This window comes from Streptomyces sp. SPB074 (genome assembly GCF_000154905.1).
Taxonomy (GTDB): domain Bacteria; phylum Actinomycetota; class Actinomycetes; order Streptomycetales; family Streptomycetaceae; genus Streptomyces.
Genome location: NZ_GG770539.1, coordinates 4,558,513 through 4,559,910, shown reverse-complemented (window position 1 = coordinate 4,559,910; position 1,398 = coordinate 4,558,513). Strand labels below are relative to the sequence as shown.

The following is a 1,398-nucleotide window of genomic DNA, read 5'->3' as shown; positions in this document are numbered from 1 at the left end:
CCGGACGGGTGTGCGGATATCGATTTCGCACCCCGCCGACCAGGGTGCTAATGTTTACGACGTCAGCAGGCGCCGCTAGCTCAGTTGGTTAGAGCAGCTGACTCTTAATCAGCGGGTCCGGGGTTCGAGTCCCTGGCGGCGCACCGACGGAGAAGGCCCCCCGAGCGATCGGGGGGCCTTTTCGTCGTGGTCGCGCGGGGAGGGCCGGGGCGGGCTCAGGCCGGGCGGACGCGGACGGTCCACTCGTCGTCCGGCGTCCGCGCCTCGACCGTGATCCGCAGGTCCCGGCCCGGGACGGTGTACGTCTCGCCCACGTCGAGCGGGGCGTCGGCGAGGCCCGGCTGCACGGAACGGCTCACGCAGCCCTCGGTGCCCGGGTGCGTGTCGAAGACCTTGACCGGCCCCCGCGCCGAGGCCGTGTCGGTGCGCACCTCGTAGACGAGGACCCCTTCGGCGCAGGTCGTGGCGTCGTTGCCGCGCGCCGTCCGCACCTCGATCGCGAGTGCCCGGTACGGACCGGTACGGACCACGGCGAGCCGGGGCGCGCCCCGCATCCCGCGCGGCGGCGGGGCCGCGAGCGGCGCGAGGTCCACGCGGCTGTCGCTCCCGGCCGGCAGGCAGGCGACGTCCGCCCCTTCGAGCCAGCCGAGCTTCCACTTGTGCCAGCCGAAGAACTCCGGGGACAGCGCGAACTGGCTGCCCATGAGGTCCCAGTCCCCGACGTGCGTGTCCCAGTCGCCCTTCCCGTCCGCCGGGCGGCGGTAGAGGTCGGGCAGGTCGAAGACGTGCCCCGTCTCGTGGGCGAGCACGTTGTGGTCCGGCGGGTGCTGCTCGAAGACGGTCACGAAGCGGCGCAGTTCGGTCCCGTCGGCGTGCAGCGGGGTACCGAGATTGACGACCTTCGTCGCGTCCGAGTTCACCCCGGGGGCGTCGGGGTCCGCGACGAGGTAGACGACGTCGTACTTGCCGAAGTCCGTCCCCGGATCGGCGGCGGCGAGCGCGTCGCGCAGGTACGCGGAACGGCCCCCGGCGCCCCAGTCCCGCTCTATCGCGTACGCGCTCGCCGGGCGCGGCATCCGCACCCAGCCGGGCCGCACGTGCGAAACGAGCCTCAGCCGCCCGTACGAGGCGCGGGTGTAGAAGTCCGTCGTCGCGGGGAAGTAGTCGCGGCTCAGCTCGCGGGGCGTCGCGTGCGGCACGGCACCGGGGAAGGAGAGGTAGACGAGTACCGCGTCGAGGCGTCCGGCGGGGCGGGGGTAGGCGGTGTTCCAGGTGTCGAGACCTTCCGAGTGGTGCGCGCTCGTACGGGGCACCGCGCAGGGCCCGGAGCGCAGCCCGGCGAGGGCGGGCGCCGGGGCGAGGACGAGCGCGCCGGCGACGAGCGCGAGGAACGCGGTC

Annotated in this window: 1 protein-coding gene and 1 tRNA gene; one reads left to right on the top strand and one right to left on the bottom strand. The window is 73.7% G+C overall.

Features of this window, described 5'->3' with window-relative positions; translation table 11 throughout:
- The first annotated feature begins 69 nt into the window (after positions 1-69).
- A tRNA-Lys gene (locus tag SSBG_RS19170) sits at positions 70-143 on the top strand.
- A gap of 72 nt (positions 144-215) precedes the next feature.
- On the opposite strand, the gene SSBG_RS19165 is transcribed toward SSBG_RS19170, so the two are convergent.
- Positions 216-1,398, bottom strand: a 1,183-nt coding sequence (locus tag SSBG_RS19165; RefSeq protein WP_037870148.1) for a M6 family metalloprotease domain-containing protein, incomplete at its 5' end; no start/stop codon positions are given.